Raw genomic sequence first — 25,383 nt, forward strand, 5'->3', positions numbered from 1 at the left:
TCGCCCATGGAAGCCGGCAACCACCAGTTGAGCATGACCATCCTGATGACCCCGGACCTGGCCAACTTTTCCGGCAATGTCCACGGCGGCGCCCTGCTCAAGCACCTCGACGAAGTGGCCTACGCCTGCGCCAGCCGCTATGCCGGACGCTATGTGGTGACCCTCTCGGTGGATCAGGTGATCTTTCGCGAACCGGTGCATGTCGGCGAACTGGTGACCTTTCTCGCCTCGGTGAACTACACCGGGACCACCTCCATGGAAATCGGCGTCAAGGTCATCACCGAGAACATCCAGCAGCGTTCGGTGCGCCACACCAACAGTTGCTTCTTCACCATGGTGGCGGTGGACGAGAACGGCAAATCCTGCCCCGTGCCCCAGCTGGAACCCGTGACCGCCGACGAGAAGCGACGCTGTGTGCAGGCCCAGCAGCGCCGGCAGATCCGTCGGGAACTTCAAGAGCGCTATCAGGCACTCAAGGAAACCTTTTGAGTTTTGCCGGCTAGGTCGCCGTCGTTCGACGGCAGCGGCTCCAGGATCTGGCAATCCAAATCCTTGGAGCCAGCATGTCCCATGACACCCCTCTGATATCCACCCTGGCGATCGGCCTGGTCCTGGCCTTTGCCTTCGGCATCCTCGCCACCCGTCTGCGCCTGCCGCCCATCGCCGGCTATCTGCTCGCCGGAGTCGCGGCCGGCCCCTTCACGCCCGGCTTCGTCGCCGATCCCGAACTGTCCAAGGAGCTGACCGAAATCGGCGTCATCCTGCTGATGTTCGGCGTGGGTCTGCACTTTTCCATCAAGGATCTGCTGGCGGTCAAACGCATTGCCATCCCCGGCGCCATCGTGCAGATCGCTGCCGCCACCCTGATGGGCATGGGGGTGAGCCACTTCCTGGGCTGGGGGCTGGGTAGCGGCCTGGTGTTCGGGTTGTCGCTGTCGGTGGCCAGTACCGTGGTGCTGCTGCGGGCCCTGGAAGAACGCCAGATGGTGGAAAGCCGACGTGGTCGCATCGCCGTGGGCTGGCTGATCGTGGAAGACCTGCTGATGGTGCTGGCCCTGGTGGTACTGCCGGCGCTGGCCGGGCCGCTGGGTGGCGACAGCGGCGAAGAGGCGGGCCAGAGCCTGGGACTGGAGCTGGGCCTCACCGCGCTCAAGGTCGGCGCCTTCATCGCGCTGATGCTGCTGGTGGGCCGACGAGTCATCCCCTGGCTGCTGGCCCGGGTGGTCCGTACCGGTTCGCGCGAACTCTTCACCCTGGCGACCTTGGCCATCGCCATCGGCATCGCCTATGGCTCGGCGTCGCTGTTCGGGGTGTCCTTCGCCCTGGGCGCCTTCTTTGCCGGCGTGGTACTCAACGAGTCGGAACTCAGCCACGACGCGGCGGAGAATTCGCTACCCCTGCGCGAAGCCTTCGCCGTGCTGTTCTTCTTTTCCGTGGGTTGCCTGTTCGATCCGGAGATCCTGCTGGAACAACCCCTGGCGGTGCTGGCCACGGTGGCGGTGATCGTCTTTGGCAAGTCCATCGCCGCGACCCTGATCGTCCTGGCCTATCGTCGCCCCTTGAGCGTGGCCCTGACCATCGCCGCCAGCCTGGCGCAGATCGGCGAATTCTCCTTTATCCTCGCCAGCCTCGGCCTGTCACTGAAACTGCTCGACCAGGCCGCTCACGACCTCATCCTGGCCGCCGCCATCATTTCCATCATCCTCAATCCGCTGCTGTTTCACGGCATCGACCTGCTACAGCCCTGGATGGAGCGTCGCGAAGGCCGCCGACTGATCAATGCCAAGGGCAAGCATGCGCCAGAACTGGACGACGAACCCGAGCCAGTGGCGCAACGGGGTCACCTGGTGCTGGTGGGCTATGGACGGGTGGGCCGCTATCTCTGCGATCGTCTGGATCGCGAGGATCCGCCGCTGATCGTAATCTCGGACGAACCAGAACATGTCACGGCGCTACGCCAGCAGGGATTCAAGGCGATCCTCGGCAACGCGACCCAAGACAAGGTGCTGGCACGGGCCAAGCTCGAGGAGGCGCGGGCCCTGCTGCTGGCGATTCCCAACGGCTTCGAGGCCGCCGAGATCGCGCGCCGGGCCCGCGAGCTGGCGCCGGAACTGCCTATCCTCGCCCGCGCCCATCACGAAGACGAGATCCGCCATCTGGAGCGTCATGGCGTGGACGAGGTGATCATGGGCGAACGCGAGATCGCCCATGGCATGTTCCGCTATCTGGGCCTGGAGCGGCCCGGGGAGTCCGAGGCGGAGCCCAGGGGCTCCGCCGCCTAGCGACCTAGCGGCGCTGGATCTTGAAGTTGAAGGTCTTGGTGGCCTTGCGCGGGACGATCTGGCCGCCGGAGACCCGGGGGGCGAAGCGCCATTCGCCCAGCACCTCGAGCACCGCGCGCTCCAGTTGCTTGTTGGAGGCTTCCAGCACCTGGATGTCGGCCAGTCGACCGTCGGCGGTCACGGTGAACATCACCCGCACCTCGCCACCCACACCACGACGACGCAGCATTTCCGGATACTCCGGCGGCGTCATCTTGATCGGTCGGATGTCGGCGTCGTCGATGCTGCCGGTGGGCAGGCCGGCGGTCTTCGGCGGACCGGACGGTGCGGCGGCCGGCGCCGGCTGACTGGGCGCAGCCGTGGCCGCAGGCGCGGGGGCCGGCGCCGGTGCGGCCTGAGCCACCGGCTCCGGCGCGGGCTCGACCTTTTTCGGCAGCGGCTTCTGCTGGCTGTGCTCGACCGGCTTGGGCTTAGGCTTGGGTTTGGGCTTTTCCACCACCGGCTTGGGCGGCTCCACCGGTTTCGGCGGTTCCACGGGCTTGGGCGGCTCCGGTGGCGGCGGTTCGGGTTGCGGCGGCGGTGGCGCGGGCGGTGCCGGATTCGGCGCGGGCGGCTCGGGTACCGGCTTGGGCAACTGGATGAAGCTGACCTGCATGGGTTCGTCGCCCTTGGCGATCTTCAGCTCCGGTGGCGCCTGGACCACCAGGAACAGCGCCGCGGCCATGCTGGCGTGCATGATCAGCGACAGCGCCGAGGCGGCCCCCCAGCCGCGACCCCGGGGTGGCTGCTCGCCCGGTTCCGCAGCGCCGACCGGGGTCAATACCGGGGTCAGGATCTCTTCGTTACGCTCGGGCATGCGGAACGACAGAATGGTGGCCGAGGGTTCGCTACGCTTGGCATTGACCCCTGCCACGGGCTCCACATCGCTTGCCTGGGCGGCCCTGACGGGTCCCTGGACGGATTCCAGCTCATCGCCATCGGTATGCGCAGCGACTACGAGAGGTTCAGGCTTGGCAAGAGACGTCGGAGCCATGGGAGCAATACGCAGAGGAAGTAAATTTAATAATCATTATCATTAGCTGAACAAATTTGGCAACCTCAAATGTCGCGAATGGTCCCGCCCAGCGCTTTTTCGAGGACCTCTAGGTCCGGCTTCTCCTCCAGGATCAACTCCAGCCGGTTGTCGCGTCGCCACAGGGTCGGCTCCCAGGCGCCCTGCCCGGCCAGACCGTTGTAGGCCTGCCAGCCCTCCGCCAGCTGCAGCACCGCCTTCAGCCTGAGCAGCCCGGGGAGACCGCCCAGCAGCGCCAGCAATGCCGGGCCGTCGAAGCTTTGGCTGGGATGCCAGCGCCAACCGACGGCGTGGTGGCCCTCCAGGGTATGGCTGAAGCGCAGCGGGCGTCCGGGCAGCAACAGCGCCTGCGGAGCGGACGCCGACTCGGGCTCGGGTAACTCGCCGTCGCTCGAGGTTTCACCGTCGGCCAGGGGCAGGTCGGCCAGGGCGATCCGCCCGCCTTCGGTCCAGTACAGCGGCCGATCGCCCAACTGCGCCGGCAAGCCTGCCCGCTCCAGGCCCGCGCTCTTGTTGAGCACGATCAGGCCGGCCTGGCCCAGCGCCTGCTGCTGGGCGTCCGGCAAGGGCTGGCCCTCCAGCAGTTGCCTGGCATCCACCACCCAGATCAGCGGTTGCAGACTCAGCACCCCCGTCCAGGGCGGCGCCTGGAGTTGCCGATAGAGGCTGGCGGGATGGCCCAGGCCGGAAGGCTCGATGAACAGCCGCTGCGGTCGTGCCCGTCTGAGCAGTCGGGCGAGGGCTACCTGCAGGGGCACGCCCTGGACGCAGCACAGGCAGCCACCCGGGACCTCGGCGATCGCCAGGCCATCGTCATCCCGGGTCATGAGCGCCGCGTCGAGTCCGACCTGGCCGAATTCGTTGACCAGGATCGCCCAGCGCTCGTGGGCGGGGCGCTGGGCGAACAGCTGGCGGATCAGGGTGGTCTTGCCGGCGCCCAGAGGGCCGGCGATCACATGGGTCTTGATATCGGCGAGGCGCATGGCGGGAGGGTCGAATGCTAGAGTGGCGATTTCATCAGGGAGATGGGCTGGAATGTGGCGATTGCTGATCCCGCTGCTGCTGTTGCCGTCACTGGCGCTCGCCGATGCCTGCGTAATCCGCAGTCGTCAGGGCAGTGTGGACGTGCAGGTCTGCCAGAGCAATATCGACATCCCCGCCCAGCTGTTTCGCGACGGCTTCTGCCAGCCGCAGCTCAAGGACCAGCAGACCGAGGTCCGCTTCGTCGACCGCTGTCCGGTCGGCGAGATCGGCATCTGCCAGGGCGCCCGCAGTCCGGGCGTGCCCTATCGACAGGATATACACTACTACGGCGAGCCCGGCGACGGCCGCTTCTTGGCCGTCGCCTGCCGGCAGCAGAATCAGGGCAGCTGGCGCGTGCCCTGAGGTTCCACGTGGAACCCTTTATTCCACGGTCACCGACTTGGCCAGGTTGCGTGGCTGGTCCACGTCGGTGCCCTTGAACACGGCGACGTGGTAGGACAGCAGCTGCAGCGGGATGGTGTAGAGGATCGGCGACAGCGCATCGTGGATGTGCGGCATGGGCACGATGCGGGTGCCTTCGCCTTGCTCGAAGCCGGCACGCTCGTCGGCGAAGACGATCAGCTGACCGCCACGGGCGCGCACCTCCTGCAGGTTGGACTTGAGCTTTTCCAGCAGCTCGTTGTTGGGCGCCACCGTCACCACCGGCATGTCGGCATCCACCAACGCCAGCGGACCGTGCTTGAGCTCACCGGCCGGATAGGCCTCGGCGTGGATGTAGGAGATCTCCTTGAGCTTGAGCGCACCCTCCATGGCCACCGGGTACTGCTCGCCACGCCCCAGGAACAGGGTGTGGTGCTTCTCGGCAAAGGATTCCGCCAGCTTTTCCACGGTCTTGTCCATGGCCAGGGCTTCGTCCAGCCGCGCCGGCAGCCGGCGCAATTCGGCCACCAGCTCGGCTTCGACGGCGGCAGCCAGACGCTGCTGGCAGCGACCCAGACTCAGGGTCAGCAGCAGCAGCGAAACCAGCTGGGTGGTAAAGGCCTTGGTCGAGGCCACGCCGATCTCCGGACCGGCCTGGGTCAGGAAGCTCAGCTGGGATTCGCGCACCAGGGAGCTGGTCGCCACGTTGCAGATGGCCAGGCTGCTCAGATAGCCGGATTGCTTGGCCATGCGCAGCGCGGCCAGGGTATCGGCGGTCTCGCCCGACTGGGAGATGGTGACGAACAGGGTGTCCGGGCTGACAGCGACGCGGCGATAGCGGAATTCGCTGGCCACCTCCACCTGACAGGGGATGCCGACGTATTCCTCGATCCAGTAGCGCGCCACCGAACCGGCATGGAAGCTGGTGCCGCAGGCGACGATCTGGACCTGGCGGACCTTGGCGAACAACTCGGACGCCGCCGGACCGAAGGCCTCGGGCAAGACCTGACCGTCACCCAGACGGCCTTCCAGGGTGCGCTGGACCACGCTGGGCTGCTCGTGGATCTCCTTGAGCATGAAGTGGCGATAGGCGCCCTTGTCGGCGGCCTCGCTGCCTTCGTGGTACTGCACCGTCTCGCGCTGGACCGGCGCGCCGCTCATGTCCCAGAGCGTGACCTGATCCAGGCGGATCTCGGTCACGTCGCCCTCTTCCAGGTAGACGAAGCGATCGGTCACCTGACGCAGCGCCAGCTGGTCGGAGGCCAGGTAGTTCTCGCCCAGACCCAGGCCGATGACCAGGGGGCTGCCGCTGCGGGTCGCCACTAGGCGATCCGGCTGCTGGCGCCAGACCGCCGCCAGGCCATAGGCGCCGTGCAGTTCCTTGACCGCCGCCTTCAGCGCCGTGGTCAGGTCGCCGCTGTCCTGCAGCTTGAGGTGCAGCAGATGGACGATGACCTCGGTGTCGGTCTGGGAGGTGAAGACATAGCCCTGGGCCTTGAGCTGGGCGCGCAGGGCCTCGTGGTTCTCGATGATGCCGTTGTGCACCACCGCCACGTCACCCTGGGAGAAATGCGGGTGGGCATTGGCTTCGGTGGGCGCACCATGGGTCGCCCAGCGGGTGTGGGCGATGCCCAGGCGACCGGCCAGGGGATCGGCCAACAGGGCCGCTTCCAGTTCGCTGACCTTGCCGATGCGGCGCAGGCGCTGCAACTCGCCCTGGGCATCCAGCAGGGCCAGGCCGGCGCTGTCGTAGCCACGGTATTCCAGGCGCTTGAGACCCTCGACCAGAATGGCGGTGATGTTACGCTCGGCAATGGCGCCGACGATTCCACACATGCTTACCTCCCCTTGCCTGTCTTATCCACAACGACCCGACGGGGCCGGCTGTGGATGACCTGATTGTCTAGTTATCCACCGGGGCGCAGATGACCTGCACCCCCTGGGTTTCGATCGCCCGGGCCGCCTCGGCGGGCAGTCGCTCATCGGTGATGAGCACGTCCACCCTTTCCCAAGGTAGTTCCAGATTGGGAATTCGCCTGCCCAGCTTGCTCGCCTCGGCCATGACCACCACCTCGCGCGCCACCTCCGCCATCACCCGCGACAGCGACAGATGTTCGTTGAAGGTGGTGGTGCCGCGCTCCGGATCGAGGCCGTCGGCGCCGATGAACAGCTGGTCGAAGTCATAGGATCTGAGTACCTGCTCGGCGACCTGCCCCTGGAAGGATTCCGAGTGCGGATCCCAGGTGCCGCCGGTCATCAGCAGCATGGGTTCCTGTTCCAGCTCACGCAGCGCCATGGCCACCTGCAGGGAATTGGTCATGACCACCAGCCCGGGACGGCGATCGAGTTGTGGGATCAGCGCTACCGTGGTGCTGCCGCAGTCGACGATGATCCGTGCATGTTCGCGCAGGCGCCGGGCCGCGGCCCGGGCGATGGCCTGCTTGAAGGGCGATGCCTGGGGCGGTGCCTCGGTCAGCAGCTCCTGGGGCATGGCCACCGCACCGCCATAGCGGCGCAGCAGTAGCCCATTGCGCTCGAGGGCGGCCAGGTCCTTGCGGATGGTGACCTCGGAGGTCTCCAACTGGCGGGCCAGTTCGTCCACGCTGACCTCGCCCTGCTCCTGGAGCTGGGCAAGGATGGCGTGGCGACGCTGGGCGGTGTTGCGACGGGTCATAAATTTCGATTCGAAAGATAATGGATCGAATCAAAACCTAATAGCAGGCCGGCGTCAAGCCTTGGGGGCCTTCTTCGGTCGCTGCCAGCCGGTCTTGTTGATCTGCCGCGCCCGCCCCAGTGCCAGGGTATCAGCCGGCACGTCCGCCGTGATGACCGAGCCTGCCGCGGTGGTCGCACCCGCACCGAGGCTGACCGGAGCCACCAGCGAGCTGTTGGAACCCACGAAGACATCCGCGCCGATTTCGGTTCGAAACTTGTTGGCGCCGTCATAGTTGCAGGTGATGGTGCCTGCACCTATGTTGCTGCCGGCACCGATGCTGGCATCGCCCAGATAGGTCAGGTGACCGGCCTTGGCGCCGTCCTGCAGATGAGCGTTCTTCAGTTCGACGAAGTTGCCCACATGGGCCTTGCTGCCCAGTTCGCTGCCCGGGCGCAGACGGGCGAAGGGACCGACGTCGGCGCCCTCCCCGACCACGGCGCCGTCCAGATGACTGTTGGCCTTGATGATGGCGCCGCGCTTGAGCACGCTGTCCTTGATCACGCAATTCGGACCGATGCTCACGCCGTCTTCCAGCACCACACGACCTTCGAGAATGACGTTGACGTCGATGGAGACGTCGCGACCCGCCTCGACCTGCCCACGCTGATCGAAGCGTAGGGGATCCAGCAGGGTCACGCCCTGCAGCATAAGGCGCTCGGCGGCGCGCTGCTGGAAGTGCCGCTCCAGCTGGGCCAGTTGCCGGCGATCGTTGGCGCCCTGCACTTCCATGGCGTCCGCCGGCTGGCTGGTGGCGATGGTCAGGCCGTCCGCCACCGCGAGGGCGATGACGTCGGTCAGGTAGTACTCGCCCTGGGCATTGCTGTTGGACAGGCGACCCAGCCAGTCCGCCAGCCGCCGACCGGGTACCGCGAGGATGCCGGTATTGCCTTCGCGAATGGCGCGCTGGGCCTCGCTGGCGTCCTTGTGCTCGACGATGGCGGTTACCCGCCCCTGCTCATCGCGCAGGATGCGGCCATAGCCGGTGGGATCGTCCAGCTCCACGGTCAGCAGCGCCAGGTGGCTGTCATCCACCTGCTGCAGAAGGCGCTGCAGGGTCTCGGTCTGGATCAGGGGCACGTCGCCATAGAGGATCAATACCCGCTCCGCCGTCAGCGCCGGCGCCGCCTGGGCCACGGCATGGCCGGTACCGAGTTGCTCGGCCTGGACCACGAAGCTGACGTCGTCGGCGGCCAGCTGGCTGCGGACCTGGTCGGCGCCATGGCCGATGACGACGTGGATGCCGGCCGGCTGCAATTCGCGGGCGCGGTCGAGTACATGCCCCAGCATGCTGCGACCGGCCACGGGATGCAGCACCTTGGGTAGAGCGGATCTCATGCGGGTGCCCTGGCCAGCAGCCAGGATGACGATTTCCAGGGACATCGGAACCTCGGAGACAGAGGGAAGAGACGAGCCGGCGACCGAAGGCGACAGGCGCCTTGCAAGTCCGACCACGCGAAATTTCTCGCCCACTTTTCGGGCGACAAAAGAAAAGGGTAGCCGAAGCTACCCTTGTCGTTACAGCCTGACCTTGCGCTTAGCGCTTGGCCTGCCGCTTGAGCTGCTGGATGGTGCGCAGCTGGGCGGCGGCTTCGGCGAGCTGAGTGGCGGCAGCGGTGTAATCGAACTCCGTGCCCTTGTCGCTCAGTGCTGCCTCGGCGCGCTGCTTGGCTTCCAGAGCGGCAGCTTCGTCGATGTCACCGGCGCGGCTGGCGGTATCGGCCAGCACTTCGACGACATTCGGCTGCACTTCCAGAAAACCGCCGGAGATGTAGAACACCTCCTCGGCGCCCCCGGCCTTGACCAGGCGGATGGGGCCCGGTTTCAGATCGGTGAGCAGCGGCGCATGGCCCGGGGCGATACCCAGATCACCCAGGTGGCCGTGGGCGATGATCATCTCCACCGCGCCGGAGAAGATTTCCCCTTCCGCGCTGACGATGTCGCATTGGACTGTCTTGGCCATAGCGTGCCTCTAAGAGCGCCCGTCGCCGGGCGCGGCAGTTACAGTTTCTTGGCTTTCTCGATGGCTTCGTCGATGCTGCCGACCATGTAGAACGCCTGCTCGGGCAGGTGATCGTAGTCGCCACGCAGGATCCCGGAGAAGCCAGCGATGGTGTCCTTGAGGGACACGTACTTGCCGGGCGAACCGGTGAAGACTTCGGCCACGAAGAACGGCTGGGACAGGAAGCGCTGGATCTTACGAGCGCGGGATACCAGCTGCTTGTCGGACTCGGACAGTTCGTCCATGCCCAGAATCGCGATGATGTCCTTCAGCTCCTTGTAGCGCTGCAGCACGTACTGGACGCCGCGAGCGGTGTCGTAGTGCTCCTGGCCGATCACGTTCGGGTCCAGCTGGCGCGAGGTGGAGTCCAGGGGATCGACCGCCGGGTAGATACCCAGGGAGGCGATGTCACGGGACAGAACCACGGTGGCGTCCAGGTGGGCGAAGGTGGTCGCCGGGGACGGGTCGGTCAAGTCATCCGCAGGGACGTAGACGGCCTGGACGGAGGTGATCGAACCCAGCTTGGTGGAGGTGATGCGCTCCTGCAGGACACCCATCTCCTCGGCCAGGGTCGGCTGGTAGCCCACCGCGGACGGCATACGACCCAGCAGCGCGGACACTTCGGTACCGGCCAGGGTGTAGCGGTAGATGTTGTCGACGAACAGCAGGACGTCACGGCCTTCGTCACGGAATTTCTCGGCCATGGTCAGACCGGTCAGGGCCACGCGCAGACGGTTGCCCGGCGGCTCGTTCATCTGGCCATAGACCAGGGCGACCTTGTCCAGAACGTTGGAGTCCTTCATCTCGTGGTAGAAGTCGTTCCCTTCACGGGTACGCTCGCCCACGCCGGCGAACACGGAATAACCGCTGTGCTCGATGGCGATGTTACGGATGAGCTCCATCATGTTGACGGTCTTGCCCACGCCGGCGCCGCCGAACAGGCCGACCTTGCCGCCCTTGGCGAAGGGGCAGACCAGGTCGATGACCTTGATGCCGGTTTCCAGCAGGTCGTTACCACCGGCCTGCTCTGCATAGGACGGGGCCTTGCGGTGGATTTCCCAGCGCTCTTCCTCGCCGATGGGGCCGGCTTCGTCGATGGGGTTGCCCAGGACGTCCATGATGCGGCCGAGGGTCTTGACGCCGACCGGGACCTTGATGGCCTCGCCGGTGTTGCCCACGTTCAGGCCGCGCTTGAGGCCTTCGGTGCTACCCATGGCGATGGTACGGACCACGCCGTCGCCCAGCTGCTGCTGGACTTCCAGGGTGGTTTCGGCACCCTGCACCTTGAGGGCGTCAAAGACGCGCGGTACCGCGTCGCGCGGGAATTCCACGTCGATCACGGCGCCGATGATTTGTACGATACGTCCGCTACTCATTTCGCGTTCCTCGAATGTTTAAGCTGTCCGTCAGACCGCGGCGGCGCCGCCGACGATTTCCGAAATTTCTTGGGTGATCGCAGCCTGGCGAGCCTTGTTGTAGACCAGCTGCAGCTCCTTGATGAGATCGCCGGCGTTGTCGGTGGCGTTCTTCATCGCGATCATCCGCGCGGCCTGTTCGCTGGCAGCGTTCTCGACCACGGCCTGGTACACCTGGGATTCCACGTAGCGAACCAGCAGACCGTCGAGCAGGGTCTTGGCGTCGGGCTCGTAGAGGTAGTCCCAATGCTTGCCTTGCAGCTCACCGCCCTCGGCCGGTACCAGGGGCACCAGCTGCTGGATGGTCGGCTTCTGGGTCATGGTGTTGACGAAGACGTTGGACACCACGTACAGACGGTCGATACGGCCGTTCAGGTAGGCATCCAGCATCACCTTGATGCTGCCGATCAGATCGCCGATCGCCGGGGCTTCGCCGAGGTGGCTGATGGCCGCGACCACGTTGCCGCCGAAGCTGCGGAAGAAGGAGGCACCCTTGGCCCCGATCACCGCCAGATCGATTTCCACACCTTTGCCGCGCTGGTCGCTCATGTCGCGGACCAGAGCCTTGAACAGGTTGGTGTTCAGACCACCGGCCAGACCCCGATCGGAGCTGACCACGATGTAACCGACGCGCTTGACCTCGCGTTCCACCATGAAGGCATGGCGGTACTCGGGGTTGGCGTTGGCCAGGTGGCCGATCACAGCGCGGATGCGCTCGGCATAAGGCTTGCTGGCAGCCATGCGGGCCTGAGCCTTACGCATCTTGCTGACCGCAACCTTTTCCATGGCGCTGGTGATCTTCTGTGTGCTTTTGATGCTCGCGATCTTGCCGCGAATCTCTTTTGCGCCTGCCATGTGACACCTATCGGGTTGGCAAACGGGGGCTGGCGCCCCCGTCGCGGCTTACCAGGTTTGCGTGGCCTTGAACTTCTCGATTCCCGCCTTGATGCCGGCGTCGATCTCGTCGTTGAAGTCGCCCTTCACGTTGATCTTGGCCATCAGGTCGGCGTGATCGCGGTTGAAGTAGGCGATCAGGGCCTGCTCGAAGCTACCGATCTTGTCCAGGGACACATCGCTCAGGAAACCACGCTCGGCGGCGTACAGGCTCAGGGACATCTCGGCGATGGACATGGGCGCGTACTGCTTCTGCTTCATCAACTCGGTGACGCGCTGACCATGCTCGAGCTGCTTGCGGGTGGCTTCGTCCAGGTCCGAGGCGAACTGGGCGAAGGCCGCCAGTTCACGGTACTGGGCCAGCGCGGTACGGATACCGCCGGACAGCTTCTTGATGATCTTGGTCTGGGCCGCACCACCCACACGGGATACCGAGACACCGGCGTTGACCGCCGGGCGGATGCCCGAGTTGAACAGGCCGGCTTCCAGGAAGATCTGGCCGTCGGTGATGGAGATCACGTTGGTCGGAACGAAGGCGGACACGTCGCCGGCCTGGGTCTCGATGATCGGCAGTGCGGTCAGCGAGCCGGTCTTGCCGGTCACGGCGCCGTTGGTGAACTTCTCGACATAGTCGGCGGAGACGCGGGAGGCGCGCTCGAGCAGACGGCTGTGGAGATAGAACACGTCGCCGGGATAGGCTTCACGGCCCGGCGGACGACGCAGCAGCAGGGAGATCTGTCGATAGGCCACGGCCTGCTTGGACAGATCGTCATAGACGATCAGGGCGTCTTCACCGCGGTCGCGGAAGTATTCGCCCATGGTGCAACCCGAGTAGGGTGCCAGGAACTGCAGGGCCGCCGATTCGGACGCACTGGCTGCCACCACGATGGTGTTGTGCAGAGCGCCGTTCTCTTCCAGCTTGCGCACCACGTTGGCGATGGTCGACTGCTTCTGACCAATGGCGACGTAGACGCAGCGGATGCCGCTGTTCTTCTGGTTGATGATGGCATCGATCGCCATGGCGGTCTTGCCGATCTGACGGTCACCGATGATCAGCTCGCGCTGACCGCGGCCTACCGGGATCATGGCATCGACGGCCTTATAGCCGGTCTGCACCGGCTGGTCGACCGACTGACGCCAGATCACGCCCGGTGCGACCTTCTCGACGGCGTCGGTGGCGCTGGCGTTCAGCGGACCCTTGCCATCGATGGGGTTGCCCAGGGCGTCGACGACGCGACCCAGCAGTTCCGGACCAACCGGGACTTCCAGGATGCGGCCGGTGCACTTGGCGCTCATGCCTTCGGCCAGACCCAGGTAGCTACCCAGGACCACGGCGCCGACGGAGTCCTGCTCCAGGTTCAGCGCCATGCCGTAGATGCCGCCGGGGAATTCGATCATTTCGCCGTACATGACGTCGGCCAGACCGAAGATCCGCACGATACCGTCGGACACGCTGACGATGGTGCCTTCGTTGCGGGCTTGCGAGGTCACGTCGAGTTTCTCGATGCGACCCTTGATGATTTCACTAATTTCGGAAGGATTGAGTTGCTGCATGCTACTGCCCCTTCAAACTCAAGGTTTCAACGCTTCGGCCAGTTGCGCGAGCTTGCCGCGAACGGAGCCATCGATTACCAAGTCGCCGGCGCGGATTACCACACCACCGATCAGGCTCGCATCCTCGGATGCATTTAGTCGCACTTGTCGACCTAGCCTTGCGCTGAGAGCCTTGGCGAGTTTGTCTTGCTGTTCGTCGCTCAAGGCGAAAGCACTAGTGACTTCCGCCTCAATGGATTTTTCCTGCTCGGCCTTGTACGCCTCGTAAATCTCGGCGATGGCCGGGAACAGGTCGATCCGGTCGTTTTCTGCCACGGTCCGAACGAAGTTCTGGGACTGTGCATCCAGCTGATCGCCACATACGTCGATGAGCAATCCGGCCTTGGCGTCCGCAGTCAACTGCGGCTGCTGAAGCAGCTGGCGCACGGTCCCATCTTGGGATACCGCGGCGAGCAGCCCTAGCGCGGCCGACCATTGGGTCAACTGCTGCTGGGACTGTGCGAACTCGAAAGCCGCCTTGGCATAGGGCCGGGCCAGCGTGTTCAGTTCTGCCATTGGTGGCCTCGCTTAGATTTCCGCTGCCAGTCGGTCGACCAACTGGGCATGAGCATTGGCATCAACGGTCGATCCGAGGATCTTCTCGGCGCCGGCCACGGCCAGCACGCCGACGCGAGCACGCAGAGCGTCCTTCGCGGTGTTGATTTCCTGCTCGATTTCCGCCTGAGCCTGCGCCTTGATCCGGTCGCCTTCGGCACGGGCCTTGGCCTGTGCGTCCTCGACGATCTGAGCGGCACGCTTGTTGGCTTGCTCGATGATCTCGGCTGCCTGGCCCTTGGCTTCGTTCACTTTCTGGTTGGCTTGCTGCTGTGCCACTTCCAGATCACGAGCCGCGCGGTTGGCAGCGTCAAGGCCATCGGCAATCTTCTTCTCACGCTCACGCAGCGCCGAGATGATCGGCGGCCACACGTACTTCATGCAGAAGAGCACGAAGATGAAGAAGGCAACGGACTGGCCTATCAGGGTTGCATTAATGTTCACGCCAACACCTCGCTCGTTCGTTGTCCATCAGTCCTGCCTACACCCGCGAGGGTGATCAGCCGGCGATCTGACCAACGAAGGGGTTAGCGAAGGTGAAGAACAGGGCGATACCAACACCGATCATGGTCACGGCGTCGAGCAGACCGGCGACGATGAACATCTTGACTTGCAGCATCGGAACCATTTCCGGCTGACGAGCGGCGCCTTCCAGGAACTTGCCACCCAGCAGACCGAAGCCAATGGCGGTACCCAGAGCGCCCAGGCCAATCAGCAGAGCAACGGCGATCGCGGTCAAACCAACTACAGTTTCCATCTTTCCTCCCGACTTTTTTAGTCGTCTTGGTTAAGGTTGAAGCGAAAAAGTTTTCCCAAGTTACCCGGCGGACAAGGCCCGCCGGGACTCACGGCAGAACCGCCTCCGGACGCCGTCAGCAGCGCCCGGGGGCCATTCCTTAGTGACTTTCTTCGTGCGCCATCGACAGGTAGACGATGGTCAGCATCATGAAGATGAAGGCCTGCAGGGTGATGATGAGGATGTGGAACACCGCCCACGCCCACTGCAGCACGATACCCAGACCGCCCAGTGCCAGACCGTTGGCGAACATGATGGCGATCAGGATGAAGATCAGCTCGCCCGCATACATGTTGCCGAACAGTCGCAGTGCCAGCGAGATCGGCTTGGCGATCAGGGTGACGAATTCGAGCAGGAAGTTGATCGGAATCAGGATGATCTGCAGCAGCGGATTCTTGCTGCTGAACGGGTGCAGGGTCAGCTCGCCGAAGAAGCCGCCTAGACCCTTCATCTTGATGCTGTAGAAGATGATCAGGCCGAACACCGACAGGGCCATGCCCAGGGTGGCGTTCGGGTCGGTGGTGGGCACCACGCGGAAGTAGGTGTGCTCGCCGAACAGCATGCCGGCCACGGACGGCAGCCAGTCCACCGGCACCAGGTCCATCAGGTTCATCAGGAAGATCCAGACGAAGATGGTCAGGGCCAGGGGCGCGATCAGGGCGTTCTTGCCATGGAAGGTGTCACGGACGCTGCCGTCGACGAATTCCACCAGCACTTCGACGAAGTTCTGCAGGCCGCCGGGCTGACCGCTGGTGGCCTTCTTGGCGATGCTGCGGAACAGCACCAGGAAGATCAGGCCGAGAGCGACCGACCAGCCGAGGGTGTCCACGTGGAAGGCCCAGAAGCCCATTTCCTTAGCTTCAGCGGGGGTGTGGGCGAAGCTCCAGCCGTTCACCGGATGCAGACCATAGGTCAGGTTCTGCAGGTGGTGCTGGATGTAGCCCGAAGCGGAGTCTGCTGCCATGTGTGCCTCGAATGCCTTAAGGTCTAGTCGGTTTTTTCAGTAGCAGGGGCGCGCCGGCATTGACCATCAGCGTCAACAGGTAGACGCCGAACAGTGCAGGAGCCGAAAGCGGTTTTACCCCGGCAAACGTCAGTGCAAAGAGCACTGCCGTGAGAATCAGTTTGCCCGCCTCGCCCGAGTAGAAAGAACGGACGATGTCTCGGGCGGCATGGGCGCCGCGATAGCGGAACGCCTTGAACGAAAAATACAGATTGGGCAGCCAGGCAATCAGCCCGCCCAACAATCCGGAATAACCGGCGACCTTACCGACGAAGCAAGACAAGACAACGGCGGCACACGACGCGACAGCCAGTTGGACGAGCAGCAGGCGAAAGGCAGGCTGGTGATGGAAGGGCAGGCGTTTGGGCGTGCGGCGGTCCATCGGCTCGAAGTCCTCTGGTGTCGGCATAATAGTTGTTTTCACTGGCATGCTTTGTGCCGACAAAAAGCGGGCAAAGTATAGGGGCGCGCCAGGGGTGGTTCAAGCCACCCCGGACAGATTGCCTTTCTTGCCGGAAGGCATTTGTGTCAGCGAATGTGCGCCAGTACGCCTTGAAGTTCGTCCAAAGAGGAATAGCGGATCACCAGTTGACCCTTGCCCTTCTCGCCATGGCGGATCTGCACGTTGGCGCCCAAACGCTCGGCCAGACGCTGCTCCAGCCGGCTGATGTCCGGATCCACCGCAGGCGCCTTCTCCACCGGCTCCGCACCGCTGAGCCACTGGCGCACCAGGGCCTCGGTCTGGCGGACGGTGAGACCCCGTGCGACAACGTGCCGCGCCCCTTCGGCCTGGCGGGCCTTGGGCAGGCCGAGCAAGGCGCGGGCATGGCCCATTTCCAGCTCGCCCCTGGCCAGCAGGTCCTTGGCCTCTTCGGCCAGAGCCAGCAGGCGCAGCAGGTTGGTCACGCCCGAGCGCGACTTGCCGACGGCTTCGGCCACCTGGGCCTGGGTCAGCTCGAATTCGTCCTGCAACCGCTGCAGGGCCATGGCCTCTTCCAGCGGATTGAGGTTCTGCCGCTGGATGTTCTCGATCAGCGCCAGGGCGATGGCCACCTGGTCGGGCACATCGCGCACCAGCGCGGGGATGCGGTCCAGGCCGGCCTGCTGGCTGGCGCGCCAGCGGCGTTCACCGGCGATGATCTCGTAACGGCCTTCGCCGATGGCACGCACCACGATGGGCTGCATCAGCCCCTGGACGCGAATGGAGTTGGCCAGCTCTTCCAGAGCGGTCGGATCCATGTGCCGGCGCGGCTGGTACTTGCCGCGCTGGATGATGTCCACCGGCAGCGATTGCAGTTCGCTGACCGGGGTGGCGGCGGCCTGCTCCTGCAGGACCTTGACGCTGGCACCGCCGAGCAGGGCGTCGAGACCGCGGCCCAGACCTCGTTTCTTCACAGCCATGGGGATTCCTTAGGCAGTCTTGGCGACGCGAGCCGCCTTGCGCTGACGTTTGACCAGCTCGCTGGCCAGCTCCAGATAGGCCGCGGCCCCCTTGGAGCTCTTGTCGTAGACCAGCGCGGGCATGCCGTAGCTGGGGGCTTCGGCCAGGCGGACGTTGCGCGGAATGATGGTTTCGTAGAGCTCGTCGCCGAAGTGCTGCTTGAGCTGGGCGGCGACGTCGTTGGCCAGGCCGATGCGCGGATCGAACATGGTGCGCAGCAGCCCTTCGATCTTCAGCTGCGGATTCAGCCGCTGGGCGATGTGCTGGATGCTGCCGATCAGATCGGTCAGGCCTTCCAGGGCGAAGTATTCGCACTGCATGGGAATGATCACGCCATCGGCGGCCACCAGGCCGTTGATGGTCAGCATGGACAGCGACGGCGGGCAGTCGATGAGCACGTAGTCGTAGTTGTCCCGCACCGGGGCCAGGGCATCGCGCAGGCGGCTCTCGCGCCCGCTCATCTCCAGCAGCTCGACTTCCGCGGCGGTGACGTCGCGGTTCGAGGGCAGCAGCTGGTAGCCGCCGTGCTCGGAAAAGTGCATGGCGTCGAGCAGGCCGCAGGCGCCGGTGAGGACGTCCAGCACCGAATGCTCCAGGGCATGCTTGTCCACCCCGCTGCCCATGGTGGCGTTACCCTGGGGATCGAGGTCGATCAGCAGCACCTTGCGCCGGTTGGTGGCGGCCAGAGAAGCGGCGAGATTGATGCACGTCGTGGTCTTGCCCACCCCGCCCTTCTGGTTGGCTATCGCGTAAACCTTGGCCATGTACCGCCTTACCCCTCTCCGTTCGTGCGGCGCAGTATCAGCAAGTGCCGCTGGCCTTGGCAACCGGGAACCGCGAGGACGTGCGCCGCCGCAACCCGGAAATCCGCTGGTAGCTTGGCCAGCTCGTCGTCGGGGTGCAGCCCCTTCATCGCCAGCCACTGTGTTTGGTTGTCGCCCAGGTGGCGCGTCCAGGTGGCGAAGTCGTCGATGGCGCTGAACGCCCGCGAGACGATGCCGGTGAAGGGTGCGGCGGGCTGGTAGGCCTCGACGCGGGCATGCACCACCTCGAGATTGGCCAGCCCCAGCTCGATCCTGGCCTGGGTCAGGAAGCGCGTCTTCTTGCCGTTGCTGTCGAGCAGGGTGAAGCGCGACTCCGGAAAGAGGATCGCCAGGGGAATGCCCGGCATGCCGCCGCCGCTGCCCACGTCCAGCCAGTGCCCGGCGCCCACGTAGGGGACGATGCTGAGGCTGTCCAGCAGGTGCCGCGAGACCATCTCGTTGGGATCGCGCACCGCGGTGAGATTGTAGGCCTTGTTCCACTTGACCAGCAGGTCCAGGTAGCCCAGCAGGCGCTCTTCCACGGCGGCGGGCAGCGCCACGCCGAGCGTCTCGGCGCCCTGGCGCAGTTCGTTGGCTTGAATCGCGCTGGCCATCAGGCGCTGTGCTCCAGGCTGCGACCGGCGCTGCGCTTCTTCAGGTGGATCAGCAGCAGCGAGACCGCCGCCGGGGTGACCCCGGGAATGCGCGAGGCCTGACCGAGGGTTTCGGGACGGGCCTGGGCCAGCTTGTGCTGAATCTCCTTGGACAGGCCGGAGATGCTGGCGTAGTCCAGCTCGGCGGGCAGCGCCACGGCGTCGCTGGCGCGCAGCCGCTGGATCTCGTCCTGCTGGCGATCGATGTAGCCGGCGTACTTGGTCTTGATCTCGATCTGCTCGGCGACCTGGGTCTCGGCCGGCGTTTCGCCCACCGCGGCCATCAGGCCGGCGTAGTCGATCTCCGGGCGGGCCAGCAGGTTCTGCAGGTTGTATTCGTGGTTGAGCGGGGTGCCGAAGCGTTCGGCCACCGCCGTGCCCTGGGGCGTGCCCGGACGGATCCAGGTCGCCTTGAGGCGCTGCTCTTCCAGGGCGATGCCCTCGCGCTTGGCTTCGAACAGCGCCCAGCGCTGATCGTCCACCAGGCCCAGCTCGCGACCCTTCTCGGTCAGGCGCAGGTCGGCGTTGTCTTCGCGCAGGATCAGCCGGTATTCGGCGCGCGAGGTAAACATCCGATAGGGCTCCTGGGTGCCCAGGGTGATGAGGTCGTCCACCAGCACGCCGAGGTAGGCCTCGTCGCGGCGCGGACACCAGGCCTCGCGGCCCTGGGCGCGCAGCGCGGCGTTGGCACCGGCGAGCAGCCCCTGGGCGCCGGCTTCTTCGTAGCCGGTGGTGCCATTGATCTGGCCGGCAAAGAACAGGCCAGCGATGACCTTGGTTTCCAGGCTGTACTTGAGATCCCGCGGATCGAAGAAGTCGTATTCGATGGCGTAGCCGGGTCGCAGGATGTGGGCGTTCTCCATGCCGCGCATGGAGCGCACCACCTCGAGCTGCACATCGAAGGGCAGCGAGGTGGAGATGCCGTTGGGATAGAGCTCGTGGGTGGTCAGACCCTCGGGCTCGAGAAAGACCTGATGGCTGTCCTTGTCGGCGAAGCGGTGGATCTTGTCTTCGATGGACGGACAGTAGCGCGGCCCTACCCCTTCGATCACGCCGGAGTACATGGGCGAACGATCCAGGTTGGCGCGGATGATGTCGTGGGTGCGGGCGTTGGTGTGGGTGATCCAGCAGCTGACCTGCGCCGGATGCTGCTCGCGATTGCCGAGAAAGGACATCACCGGCAAGGGGGTATCGCCGGGCTGCTCGGTCATCACCGAAAAGTCCACCGAGCGGCCGTCGATGCGCGGCGGCGTGCCGGTCTTCAGTCGCGATACCCGCAGCGGCAGTTCACGCAGGCGCTGGGCCAGGGCGATGGCCGGCGGGTCCCCGGCTCGTCCACCGCTGTGGTTCTGCAGACCGATGTGGATAAGACCACCAAGGAAGGTCCCGGCGGTCAGCACCACGTTGTCGGCATGGAATTTCAGGCCCATCTGGGTGATCACGCCGGCGACGCGATCGCCTTCGACGATGAGGTCGTCGCAGGCCTGCTGGAATATCCACAGGTTCGGCTGACTTTCCAACGTGTAGCGGATGGCCGCCTTGTACAGCACGCGATCAGCCTGGGCGCGAGTGGCGCGTACGGCAGGTCCCTTGCGGCTGTTGAGAATGCGGAACTGGATGCCGGCGAGATCCGTGGCCGCGGCCATGGCGCCGCCCAGGGCATCGATCTCCTTGACCAGATGGCTCTTGCCGATGCCGCCGATGGCGGGGTTGCAGCTCATCTGGCCGAGAGTTTCCACATTATGCGTGAGCAGCAGGGTGCGCACACCCATGCGAGCGGCCGCCAGGGCCGCTTCGGTACCGGCATGGCCGCCGCCGATCACGATGACGTCGAAACGGGAAGGAAAGTCCACCACGCACCTCGTGCCTGTTGGCAGGAATTCAAAGGAAAGCCGGCAAGTATAAGGCCTGGACGTCGCTTGCAGAAGGGGGCTCTGGCCAAAAAATGATCAGCCGGCCTGGCAGACACCCAATATAAACAATAGGGAAGAAAGTTTTAAAAGGACTGATATAGAGCTTATGTATATGCAGGCCCTTCGCTGTGGATAAGCCTATGCAGCCCCCGTCAGCGCTGGGCTGGGGAAAACCTGAACCCCGTGTACGTCTTGTGCTGTGGATGAATACAAGCTCTCAGCATCCTGTGGACCCTTTGCCCGCTTATCCACAACGCCAGTCATGGACAGTTCGTGCACCGATTTATGGGCAGACCTCAGGCAGGGTTATCAACAGGGCTCTGGAAAGGGGAGATGAGGACAGCCAAGGCCTGCGTTGCACAGGCCGGGAACGGCGGGCGGGAGGCTATTTGCCGATGCAGAAGCTGGAGAAGATGCGGCCAAGCAGGTCGTCGGAGCTGAAGGCGCCGGTGATCTCGCCAAGCACCTGCTGGGCCTGGCGCAGGTCTTCGGCCAGCAGCTCGCCGGAGCCGGCCAGGGTGAGTTGGCGATAGCCGTGATCCAGGGCGCTGGCGGCCCGCTGCAGGGCATCCAGATGGCGGCGGCGGGCGCTGAAGCCGCCTTCGGTGGTCTGTTCGAAGCCCATGCAGGCCTTGAGATGCTCGCGCAGGGCTTCGATACCGGCGCCATCGGTGGCGCTGAGACTGATCTCGACCGGCTCGGTCGCCAGCAGCCCGGTGGGCTCACCGGTGAGGTCGGCCTTGTTGCGGATCACCGTCAGCTTGTCCAGCGGCGGCCGGGTGCTCAGCAGTTCCGGCCAGAGCGCCTGGGGATCCCGGGCTTCCGGAGCGCTGGCGTCCACCACCAGCAGCACCCGGTCGGCGCCGGCAATGGCATCCAGGGCGCGCTGGACCCCGATCTGCTCGACCCGGTCGCTGGTGTCACGCAAGCCGGCGGTATCGACCACATGCAGCGGCATGCCATCAATGTGGATATGTTCGCGCAGGACATCCCGGGTGGTGCCGGCGATGTCGGTGACGATGGCGGCCTCACGCCCGGCCAGGGCGTTGAGCAGGCTGGACTTGCCGGCATTGGGGCGACCGGCGATCACCACGGTCATGCCGTCGCGCAGCAGGGCGCCGCGGTTGGCTTCGCGCTGGACCTCGTGCAGTTCGGCCTGGACGCCCTCCAGCAGGCCCTGGACCCGGCCATCGGCGAGGAAGTCGATCTCTTCCTCGGGAAAGTCGATGGCCGCCTCGACATAGATGCGCAGGCGGATCAGCTGTTCGACCAGGCTCTCCACCCGGCGCGAGAATTCGCCCTGCAGCGAACGCAGGGCATTGCGCGCCGCCTGTTCGGTGCTGGCCTCGATGAGGTCGGCGATGGCTTCGGCCTGGGCCAGGTCGAGCTTGTCGTTGAGAAAGGCGCGTTCGCTGAATTCACCCGGCCGGGCCAGGCGCGCACCCTCTTCCAGGGTGCGGCGCAGCAGCAGGTCGAGGATCACCGGGCCGCCATGGCCCTGGAGTTCCAGCACGTCTTCGCCGGTGAAGGAGTTGGGACCGGGAAAGAACAGCGCGATGCCGGCGTCCAGCACGCTGCCGTCGGCGGCGAGGAAGTTGCCGTAGTGGGCATGCCGGGGCGGCAGCTCGCGGCCGCAGATCGCCCGCGCCAGCGGGGCGGCCAGGGGACCGGAAACGCGGACGATGCCGACGCCGCCGCGCCCGGTGGCGGTGGCGATGGCAGCGATGCTGTCGGAAGGCAGGGACATGACGATCCTCCAGAAAGCACGACGCCCCAATCAAGGGGCGTCGTGTGGACAGGGTGAGCGGGGTCAGGCCTTCTTGCTGGCCGCCTCGATCTTCCGGGTAATGTACCACTGCTGCAGGATCGACAGGCAGTTGTTGACGATCCAGTACAGCACCAGACCGGCCGGGAACCACAGGAAGAAGAAGGTGAAGATGATCGGCATCATCTTCATGACCTTGGCCTGCATGGGATCCGGCGGTGCGGGGTTCAGCATCTGCTGCACCAGCATGGTACCGCCCATGATGATCGGCAGGATGAAGAAAGGATCCTTGGCCGACAGGTCGGTGATCCAGAACATCCAGGGCGACTGGCGCATCTCGACGCTTTCCAGCAGCACCCAGTACAGCGCCAGGAACACCGGCATCTGCACCACGATGGGCAGGCAGCCACCCAGGGGATTGATCTTCTCCTTGCGGTACAGCTCCATCATCGCCTGGGACATCTTCTGGCGATCGTCGCCATACTGTTCCTTCAGCGCCTGCAGTCGCGGGCCGACGGCACGCATGCGCGCCATGGAACGGTAGCTGGCGGCGGACAGCGGGAAGAACAGCATCTTGATGATGATGGTCAGGACGATGATCGACCAGCCCCAGTTACCCAGGATGCTGTGGATATGTTGCAGCAGCCAGAAGATCGGCTGGGCGATGAACCACAGGAAGCCGTAGTCGACCGTCAGTTCCAGGCCGTGGGACAGGGTCTTGAGGTGCTCCTGGATCTTCGGACCGGCATAGAGGGTCAGCGAGGTCTCGCCCTTGCCACCCGCCGGCACGCTGAACTGCGGACCGGTGAAGCCGACGATGTAGTTGCCCTGGGCATCCTTGCGGGTGGTGATCTGGTGCTGCTCATCCTTGTTCGGCACCCAGGCGGTGACGAAGTAGTGCTGCAGCCAACCCACCCAGCCGCCCTGCACGGATTCCTGCAGGCGGTTCTTGTCCATGTCGCTCATGGACACCTTGCGGTAGGGCTCGGCCGGGGTGCCGACCGCGGCGCCCAGGTAGGTGGACACGCCGGTGGCGGTGGTGGCCGAGGGATCGCCGCTCTTGTCACGCTTGAGCTGGGCGTAGAGCACGCCGTTCCAGGCGTTGGCGCTGTGGTTGTCGATCAGGTAGCTGACCTGGATCTGGTAGGCGTCCGGATTGATGCAGGTGATCTTCTTCTGCGCCTTCTCGGCGTCCGAACAATCGACCTTCAGGCCCCGGTGGAAGGTGAATCTCTTGGTGTAGTCCACGCCATTGGCCTGGTACTTGAGATCCACCACCAGTTGCGGCTGGCCATCGGCGAGCACGTAGCTGGACTGCGCCGAGGTGTACAGCGGACGACCGGCGCTGTTGGCGTCGGGTCCGTTGGCACCGGTCAGGCCGCTCTGGGCCAGATAGAGACGCTCGTTGCCGTTGTCGAACAGCATGAAGGGAACGTCGGGGTGGTCCTGGCGACGGGGGTACTGCACCAGTCCGAGCTGGACGATGTCACCACCGCGCGGATCGATGGCCAGATCCAGGACGTCGGTACGCACCTTGATGAGCGCGGTGCTCGGTTGGGCGGCCGAGTTGTCCACTGGCGCCGCGGCCTTGGCATCGGCCGGTACGTCGGTGGGCACGTTGGGGGTATCGCCCGGCAGGACGCTGGTCTGCGTCTTGGCCGTGGGCAGATCGGCCTGGCCGTAATCCTTGTTCCACTGGAAAACCAGGGTGTAGGACACGATCGCCAAGGCGGCAATGAGTAGCGGGCGCTTGATATCCATGTTTACTCGGCCATCGAAGAGGTCGGGGCTGGGTTCTTTGCGGGAGGAACGGGATCATATCCGCCTGAGTGCCAGGGATGGCACCGGCACAGTCGCCGTGTGGTCAGCCAGCCACCACGCAGCAGCCCGTGGCGCTCGATGGCTTCGAGGGCGTAACCGGAACAGGTCGGATAGAAACGACAGTGACTGGCCATCATGGGGCTGATGGCGTAACGGTAGAAGCGAATCAGCAGCAGGGCCGGTTTACGCATGAGCACCGTCGGGACTGTCGATTGGGTGGGCAACGGTCTTGCTCGCCTGGCGATTGAGACGTTTCCACAGTTGCAGCAGCTGATCGTGCAATTCGGGATTGTCGACTTCGCCAAGTCCCTTGCGGGCGACGAAGACCAGATCGAAGCTGCCCAGGCGGTCCTGATTCAGACGGAAGGAATCCCGGATGACCCGCTTGATGCGATTGCGCTCGACAGAAAGCTTGACGCTCTTCTTGCCGATGACCAGCCCGAGGCGGGAATGGTCGAGCCCATTGGCATGGGCGAGCAGCAGCAGGTGCTTGCCGGATGCCTTGTGGGTGGGAGAGTCAAAGACCGCTTGGAACTGTTGGGAGCTCAGTAAGCGCCTGTCCCGACCGAAACCCTGACTCACCACCTGACCGGGCAATCAGATCGCCAGACGCTTGCGGCCTTTGGCACGGCGACGGGACAGAACCTGACGGCCGTTCTTGGTTGCCATACGAGCACGGAAACCGTGGACACGGGCGCGCTTCAGGGTGCTGGGTTGGAAGGTGCGTTTCATGGACTTTTACCTAGGTGAAAGCGGCAAGGCATGAGTGCCCCGCGCAAAGAGACCGGCGATTCTAGAGAAAGCCTCGGTACAGGTCAATTTCCAACCAGCACCGGCTGACAGGAGACCAGGCAAATAAAATCAACAGGTCAGAAAGTTTTAAAAGACTGTTGAAGTGAATATGTATGGTGCAGCGGATTTCTGTGGATAGATCGTGCCAGGCCAGACGGGCTCTGACCGGAGCGGGGACGGAAAGTCTGTTTTCAACAGGTGCAGTTCGGGTGCTCTGCCTGCTGAGAGGCTGTGGATAAGCAAGGCGGTTACGCACAGCAGGATTATCCACAGCGAAAAGCCCCGGGATGTCCAGAGAGGTCAGACGGCGTTATCCACAGAGCTGACGGTCGTGCGTCCGCCCGTTGCCTTCGTGACGGCTATCTGTTGGGAAACTGCGCGGTCATGTGGATAACCTGGGTGGGGAGGGATACAATGGGCGTTTGCTCATGGCCCGTCCGGGCCGCTCCAGTTCTTGGGAGACGCT

26 protein-coding genes are annotated in these 25,383 nt (G+C 64.6%); 3 read left to right on the top strand and 23 right to left on the bottom strand.

Translation table 11 applies throughout. The annotated features are described in order from the left end of the window. Window positions 1-6: 6 nt before the first annotated feature. Window positions 7-489: an acyl-CoA thioesterase gene (locus ACZ5R1_RS22990; RefSeq protein WP_007160109.1), complete on the top strand. Its 483-nt coding sequence runs from the start codon at window positions 7-9 to the stop codon at window positions 487-489. Window positions 490-563: 74 nt separating this feature from the next. Continuing rightward, window positions 564-2,282 carry a YbaL family putative K(+) efflux transporter gene (gene ybaL / locus ACZ5R1_RS22995; protein WP_464712744.1) on the top strand — a complete coding sequence of 573 codons (1,719 nt, stop codon included), beginning with the start codon at window positions 564-566 and terminating at the stop codon, window positions 2,280-2,282. Between the two features lie 4 nt (window positions 2,283-2,286). Here the strand turns inward: ybaL and ACZ5R1_RS23000 are convergent, their stop codons facing one another. Together ACZ5R1_RS23000 and ACZ5R1_RS23005 are read right to left on the bottom strand one after the other, a co-directional pair. Continuing rightward, on the bottom strand, window positions 2,287-3,195 hold the full coding sequence (locus ACZ5R1_RS23000; RefSeq protein ID WP_256326386.1) for an energy transducer TonB: 909 nt from the start codon (window positions 3,193-3,195) through the stop codon (window positions 2,287-2,289). 185 nt (window positions 3,196-3,380) lie between these two features. Beyond that, window positions 3,381-4,337 (bottom strand): CobW-like GTP-binding protein, encoded by a 957-nt coding sequence (locus ACZ5R1_RS23005; RefSeq protein ID WP_464712745.1) that lies wholly within the window; start codon window positions 4,335-4,337, stop codon window positions 3,381-3,383. A gap of 52 nt (window positions 4,338-4,389) precedes the next feature. Between ACZ5R1_RS23005 and ACZ5R1_RS23010 the strand changes: the two genes are divergently transcribed. Next, window positions 4,390-4,740, top strand: a complete 351-nt coding sequence (locus tag ACZ5R1_RS23010) for a hypothetical protein (RefSeq protein WP_044341248.1) — start codon at window positions 4,390-4,392, stop codon at window positions 4,738-4,740. Window positions 4,741-4,758: 18 nt separating this feature from the next. On the opposite strand, the gene glmS is transcribed toward ACZ5R1_RS23010, so the two are convergent. From glmS to rpmH, 21 genes are all read right to left on the bottom strand, one after another. Continuing rightward, window positions 4,759-6,594, bottom strand: a complete 1,836-nt coding sequence (gene glmS / locus ACZ5R1_RS23015; protein WP_426944413.1) for a glutamine--fructose-6-phosphate transaminase (isomerizing) — start codon at window positions 6,592-6,594, stop codon at window positions 4,759-4,761. A 67-nt stretch (window positions 6,595-6,661) separates the two neighbouring features. After that, window positions 6,662-7,432, bottom strand: a complete 771-nt coding sequence (locus tag ACZ5R1_RS23020; protein ID WP_464712746.1) for a DeoR/GlpR family DNA-binding transcription regulator — start codon at window positions 7,430-7,432, stop codon at window positions 6,662-6,664. A gap of 54 nt (window positions 7,433-7,486) precedes the next feature. Then, window positions 7,487-8,854 (bottom strand): bifunctional UDP-N-acetylglucosamine diphosphorylase/glucosamine-1-phosphate N-acetyltransferase GlmU, encoded by a 1,368-nt coding sequence (gene glmU / locus ACZ5R1_RS23025; RefSeq protein WP_288405002.1) that lies wholly within the window; start codon window positions 8,852-8,854, stop codon window positions 7,487-7,489. Between the two features lie 154 nt (window positions 8,855-9,008). Continuing rightward, window positions 9,009-9,434, bottom strand: a complete 426-nt coding sequence (locus ACZ5R1_RS23030; protein WP_007160117.1) for a F0F1 ATP synthase subunit epsilon — start codon at window positions 9,432-9,434, stop codon at window positions 9,009-9,011. A 38-nt stretch (window positions 9,435-9,472) separates the two neighbouring features. Next, window positions 9,473-10,849: a F0F1 ATP synthase subunit beta gene (gene atpD / locus ACZ5R1_RS23035; protein ID WP_007160118.1), complete on the bottom strand. Its 1,377-nt coding sequence runs from the start codon at window positions 10,847-10,849 to the stop codon at window positions 9,473-9,475. A 30-nt stretch (window positions 10,850-10,879) separates the two neighbouring features. Continuing rightward, on the bottom strand, window positions 10,880-11,743 hold the full coding sequence (gene atpG, locus ACZ5R1_RS23040) for a F0F1 ATP synthase subunit gamma (protein WP_007160119.1): 864 nt from the start codon (window positions 11,741-11,743) through the stop codon (window positions 10,880-10,882). 48 nt (window positions 11,744-11,791) lie between these two features. Next, window positions 11,792-13,336 carry a F0F1 ATP synthase subunit alpha gene (gene atpA, locus ACZ5R1_RS23045; protein ID WP_007160120.1) on the bottom strand — a complete coding sequence of 515 codons (1,545 nt, stop codon included), beginning with the start codon at window positions 13,334-13,336 and terminating at the stop codon, window positions 11,792-11,794. Window positions 13,337-13,354: 18 nt separating this feature from the next. Beyond that, window positions 13,355-13,891: a F0F1 ATP synthase subunit delta gene (locus ACZ5R1_RS23050; RefSeq protein WP_027598717.1), complete on the bottom strand. Its 537-nt coding sequence runs from the start codon at window positions 13,889-13,891 to the stop codon at window positions 13,355-13,357. Window positions 13,892-13,903: 12 nt separating this feature from the next. Then, window positions 13,904-14,374: a F0F1 ATP synthase subunit B gene (locus ACZ5R1_RS23055; protein WP_007160122.1), complete on the bottom strand. Its 471-nt coding sequence runs from the start codon at window positions 14,372-14,374 to the stop codon at window positions 13,904-13,906. Window positions 14,375-14,429: 55 nt separating this feature from the next. After that, window positions 14,430-14,687 (bottom strand): F0F1 ATP synthase subunit C, encoded by a 258-nt coding sequence (gene atpE / locus ACZ5R1_RS23060; protein WP_003097235.1) that lies wholly within the window; start codon window positions 14,685-14,687, stop codon window positions 14,430-14,432. Window positions 14,688-14,826: 139 nt separating this feature from the next. After that, complete coding sequence (gene atpB / locus ACZ5R1_RS23065; RefSeq protein ID WP_042134968.1) at window positions 14,827-15,690, bottom strand: F0F1 ATP synthase subunit A; 864 nt, start codon at window positions 15,688-15,690, stop codon at window positions 14,827-14,829. Between the two features lie 16 nt (window positions 15,691-15,706). Then, window positions 15,707-16,111, bottom strand: a complete 405-nt coding sequence (locus ACZ5R1_RS23070; protein WP_037006585.1) for a F0F1 ATP synthase subunit I — start codon at window positions 16,109-16,111, stop codon at window positions 15,707-15,709. Between the two features lie 146 nt (window positions 16,112-16,257). After that, window positions 16,258-17,130 (bottom strand): ParB/RepB/Spo0J family partition protein, encoded by an 873-nt coding sequence (locus tag ACZ5R1_RS23075; RefSeq protein WP_042134970.1) that lies wholly within the window; start codon window positions 17,128-17,130, stop codon window positions 16,258-16,260. Window positions 17,131-17,139: 9 nt separating this feature from the next. Next, window positions 17,140-17,934 (bottom strand): ParA family protein, encoded by a 795-nt coding sequence (locus tag ACZ5R1_RS23080; protein WP_007160127.1) that lies wholly within the window; start codon window positions 17,932-17,934, stop codon window positions 17,140-17,142. Between the two features lie 8 nt (window positions 17,935-17,942). Continuing rightward, window positions 17,943-18,587, bottom strand: a complete 645-nt coding sequence (rsmG, locus tag ACZ5R1_RS23085) for a 16S rRNA (guanine(527)-N(7))-methyltransferase RsmG (RefSeq protein ID WP_042134972.1) — start codon at window positions 18,585-18,587, stop codon at window positions 17,943-17,945. Further along, complete coding sequence (gene mnmG, locus ACZ5R1_RS23090) at window positions 18,587-20,479, bottom strand: tRNA uridine-5-carboxymethylaminomethyl(34) synthesis enzyme MnmG (RefSeq protein ID WP_288404941.1); 1,893 nt, start codon at window positions 20,477-20,479, stop codon at window positions 18,587-18,589. Before mnmG ends, rsmG begins: the two co-directional genes overlap by 1 nt. Before the next feature lie 445 nt (window positions 20,480-20,924). After that, window positions 20,925-22,286: a tRNA uridine-5-carboxymethylaminomethyl(34) synthesis GTPase MnmE gene (gene mnmE, locus ACZ5R1_RS23095; RefSeq protein ID WP_077171225.1), complete on the bottom strand. Its 1,362-nt coding sequence runs from the start codon at window positions 22,284-22,286 to the stop codon at window positions 20,925-20,927. A gap of 63 nt (window positions 22,287-22,349) precedes the next feature. Further along, complete coding sequence (gene yidC / locus ACZ5R1_RS23100) at window positions 22,350-24,065, bottom strand: membrane protein insertase YidC (RefSeq protein WP_027598723.1); 1,716 nt, start codon at window positions 24,063-24,065, stop codon at window positions 22,350-22,352. A 2-nt stretch (window positions 24,066-24,067) separates the two neighbouring features. Then, window positions 24,068-24,316, bottom strand: a complete 249-nt coding sequence (yidD, locus tag ACZ5R1_RS23105) for a membrane protein insertion efficiency factor YidD (protein ID WP_007160132.1) — start codon at window positions 24,314-24,316, stop codon at window positions 24,068-24,070. Then, window positions 24,309-24,710 carry a ribonuclease P protein component gene (gene rnpA, locus ACZ5R1_RS23110; protein ID WP_007160133.1) on the bottom strand — a complete coding sequence of 134 codons (402 nt, stop codon included), beginning with the start codon at window positions 24,708-24,710 and terminating at the stop codon, window positions 24,309-24,311. Before rnpA ends, yidD begins: the two co-directional genes overlap by 8 nt. Window positions 24,711-24,722: 12 nt before the next feature. After that, window positions 24,723-24,857: a 50S ribosomal protein L34 gene (gene rpmH / locus ACZ5R1_RS23115; RefSeq protein WP_007160134.1), complete on the bottom strand. Its 135-nt coding sequence runs from the start codon at window positions 24,855-24,857 to the stop codon at window positions 24,723-24,725. Window positions 24,858-25,383 lie beyond the last annotated feature (526 nt).

It is taken from the genome of Pseudomonas sp. Pso3 (assembly GCF_055393275.1).